Here is a 3,716-nt window from a genome sequence, read left to right as displayed (position 1 = left end):
CCGAAAAGAAGGCACTCTCTTCGGGTTTTCGGTCTGTACTGAAATCAAGGTATTATTGGGAATCCCAGCTTAAATCATAGATACCGTAAGGGATTTTATTCTTTATTTAAAACTTTGCAACAGAACCGTTTGCTTCATAACTAGCGTTCAAAAAAACTAAAAATGTATCATAAAAAGAAGGCACGCTTATAAACATGCCTTCTTTTATTTGTTGTGTTATTTAACTTTCATCAATCGTAATCCGTTTAATGTTACTAAAAGCGTTGCTCCCATATCTGCTACAATAGCAATCCATAGTGTTAGCCAACCTGGTATGACTAGTAGTAGAGCTAATAGTTTTATACCTAATGAGAAGGTGATATTTTGCTTAATTACTTTTAGAGTTTGGCGGCTAAGTCTAACAATGAATGGTAATTTTTGTAAATCGTCGCCCATTAGAGCAACATCAGCAGTTTCGAGAGCCGTATCTGTTCCTGCACCGCCCATTGCAATACCAACCGTCGATGCAGCTAATGCTGGTGCATCATTAATGCCGTCGCCCACCATTGCTACTTTATTATAAGTTGTCCGCAACGCTTTAATCGAATCTAATTTTTCTTGAGGCATTAGATCTCCTTTTATTTCAGCCACACCTAATTGCTTACCAATAGATTCAGCGGTTTTAGTATTATCACCAGTAAGCATAATAGTGTGTTCAATTGACAACTTGTGGAGTTCAGAAATAACGGCAGCACTTGAATCTCTTACTTCATCTGCGACAGCAATTACTCCTAAAATTTGTTCGTCAGTACCGAAATACATGGCGGTTTTCCCTTGTTCTTGAAATTGTCTGTATTGTACTTTGACCGCTGTTTCTTCGATTACTGATGCAGAAAACAGTTTAGGGCTTCCAATATAGTAACGTATGTTTTGATGTATACCTGTAAGTCCTTTACCTGTGATAGATTGGAAATCCTCGATTTGTATTGACTTGTAATCCACATTAGTTTTATCCGCTTCGTTTAAAATAGCAGAAGCTAATGGGTGTTGAGAAAGAGATTCCAACGATGAAATAATCGATAGATAATTTATATCAGTTTCAGAACTGGTTGCAATGAAATCCGTTACGACAGGCTTTCCTTTTGTTAAGGTTCCAGTCTTATCGAAAGCAATTGCTCTCAAATGACCAATTTCTTCCAGATAGACTCCGCCTTTTACTAAAACACCATTTTTTGCTGCATTACCAATAGCCGAAACAATTGAAACAGGTGTTGAGATCACTAATGAACAAGGACATCCGACAACTAAAATGGATAACCCTTGGTAAAGCCATTTATTCCAGTCACCACCAAAGAATAGCGGAGGAACAACCACTATCAAAAGGGCCATAATAATTATGAATGGCATATAGTATTTTGCAAATTTATCTACAAAGGCTTGTGCAGGAGCTCGTTCTCCTTGCGCTTCTTCAACTAAGTGAATGATTTTGGCAATCGTTGTATCCTTTACTTTTTTTGTTACTTTGACTTCAAGAATACCTTCTTCATTTAGTGTTCCTGCAAACACTTCATCATCTAACTGTTTTTCAACAGGAACCGATTCTCCTGTTATTGCTGCTTGATTTACTGAAGAATGACCGTTGATAACAAGCCCATCCATGGCTATTTTTTGTCCGGGTTTAATGATCATAATATCGTCGATATCGATTTTATCGACACTGACTAATTGCTCTACATTGTTTCTCCTGATAAGAGCTTCTTTGGGAGCTATATCCATAAGAGAACGAATCGACTGTCTTGCTTTATCCATTGAAAATCGTTCCAAAGCTTCGCTAATAGCAAATAGTATTACTACAATAGAACCTTCGGCCCATTCTCCAATAAATGCGGCCCCAATAATTGCAATAGTCATTAAAGATTCCATGGAGAAGTCCAATTTGATCAAATCAGAGAACCCTTCTTTAAATAAATCAAATCCACCAATTATTATTGCCAATATATAAAGAGCTTTCGTTAATAAATGATCTTCGCCCAATGATAGTTGGGAAATCACAGCAACAAGTATAAAACCAAGAGAGATGATTAAAGCGATATTCCGTTTAATAAAAGACTCTTTTGATCTAACTTGTTCATCATTTTCTTGATCACCACGAATGATAAGATTTTCGAAGGCTCCCGCTTCTTCGAGTTCTTCAATTGTTGTTTGGCCTTCTACTGAAATCTTACTTGCACCAAAGTTTACTGTTGCACTCGTAACTCCTGGCAACTGCTTTACATTTTTTTCAAATTTACCTGCACAATTTGTACAGCTTAATCCTTCTATTCGATAGGTTTTTTCGGTCATTTTCTCACTCATGCTAGTACCTCTTCTTTAAAATTTACGCCAAGCTCCATAAGATTTAAGATTTTGATATTTTTAATAAAATAGTAGACTAACTTACCATCCTTGTGACTATCAACTACTCCCAATTTTTTTAAGGAGTTCAGATGGTGTGAAGTTGTTGCGACCGAAGCATCAATGATATTAGCAATATCACAAACACATAGCTCATCTTCATGAACTAAAGCATGTACAATTTTAAGTCGATTTTCATCTGACAATATTTTAAAGAAACCACTTACTGACGGAGTATCAAAGTTTGCTAGTTTAGATTTAGCACGATTAACTTTGTCTTCATGAATACAAGTTATTTCACAAATTTCATTATTCATACGATCATTCCTTTACATTCAAATGTTTGTTTGAATGTATTGTATCAGAACATCCATCTATATTCAAGTGAATGTTTGAATGTTCATAAAATGATGCGTTTCTGGACATAGTGTTTTTTTATCTAGTTTTCAAAATTTCAACTCCTTTTCGTGTTCATAAACTCATATCAAAATCTATGTTCAATTATACTAGCGAATTAAAGTTATGTTACAATAGATTTTATAAAGGAGTGATTTTTTTGAAAATAGGATACGCCCGGGTCTCTACTGGTTTACAAAATTTGGATTTACAAGAAGATAGCTTAAATAAATTTGGCTGCGAAAAAATTTTCACAGATCATATGAGTGGTGCAAAAAGTAATCGGCCAGGATTAGAAACAGCCATTGATTTTGTTCGATCTGGAGATACACTTGTCGTTTGGCGTTTAGATCGTCTTGGCAGAAATATGGAAGACTTGATTTCAATCGTCAATCGTTTGAATGAACGAGGTGTTAGTTTTCATAGTCTTCAAGAAAATATAACAATGGATAAATCAAGTTCTACTGGACAGCTTATGTTCCATTTGTTTGCAGCATTTGCGGAATTTGAACGAAATCTAATTTTAGAAAGATCTGCGGCAGGACGAGCGGCAGCTAGAGCAAGAGGGCGATTTGGAGGTCGTCCTGAAAAATTAAAAGCACAAGACTTAGAATTACTAAAGACTCTAGTTGATAGTGGAACACCGATTAAAACTATTGCCGAACGTTGGAATGTTTCTCGAACAACGATTTATCGTTATTTAGATAAAATGGAGGAAAAAAATGGAAAAACAAATGCTCACTAGTTTTTCAGACCAGCAAAGAACAGATGCGATGAAAAAATATAAAATTATTGAGCCTTATCTTAATAAACAAGAAACGGTTCTGTTGCAAAGTTTTAAATCTACTATCAAATAAGGTAGAATAATAGAAAAAGATAGCAGGAGGAATGACGATGAATCCTTTTAAAGGAAAGCAATTTCAGCAGGATGTGATTATTGTAGCCGT

4 protein-coding genes are annotated in these 3,716 nt (G+C 35.4%); 2 read left to right on the top strand and 2 right to left on the bottom strand.

From position 1 onward, the window contains the following. Positions 1–216: 216 nt before the first annotated feature. The gene (locus tag ACWOEC_RS11990; RefSeq protein ID WP_455308459.1) at positions 217–2,334 is read right to left on the bottom strand and encodes a heavy metal translocating P-type ATPase; all 2,118 of its coding nucleotides are present in this window, start codon (positions 2,332–2,334) and stop codon (positions 217–219) included. Then, positions 2,331–2,690 carry an ArsR/SmtB family transcription factor gene (locus tag ACWOEC_RS11985; protein ID WP_003726380.1) on the bottom strand — a complete coding sequence of 120 codons (360 nt, stop codon included), beginning with the start codon at positions 2,688–2,690 and terminating at the stop codon, positions 2,331–2,333. The genes ACWOEC_RS11990 and ACWOEC_RS11985 overlap by 4 nt, the downstream gene beginning before the upstream one ends. A 239-nt stretch (positions 2,691–2,929) precedes the next feature. Here ACWOEC_RS11985 and ACWOEC_RS11980 point away from each other — a divergent pair, with 239 nt between their 5' ends. Then, the gene (locus tag ACWOEC_RS11980; RefSeq protein ID WP_002367823.1) at positions 2,930–3,514 is read left to right on the top strand and encodes a recombinase family protein; all 585 of its coding nucleotides are present in this window, start codon (positions 2,930–2,932) and stop codon (positions 3,512–3,514) included. Continuing rightward, a complete protein-coding gene (locus tag ACWOEC_RS11975) occupies positions 3,492–3,626 on the top strand; it encodes a hypothetical protein (RefSeq protein ID WP_455308451.1) in 135 nt (44 codons plus the stop codon). The genes ACWOEC_RS11980 and ACWOEC_RS11975 overlap by 23 nt, the downstream gene beginning before the upstream one ends. The last annotated feature ends 90 nt before the right edge of the window (positions 3,627–3,716 follow it).

The organism is Enterococcus bulliens, assembly GCF_053761865.1.
The sequence above is the reverse complement of the archived record's forward strand: the minus strand, read 5'-3'. Positions and strand labels throughout refer to the sequence as shown.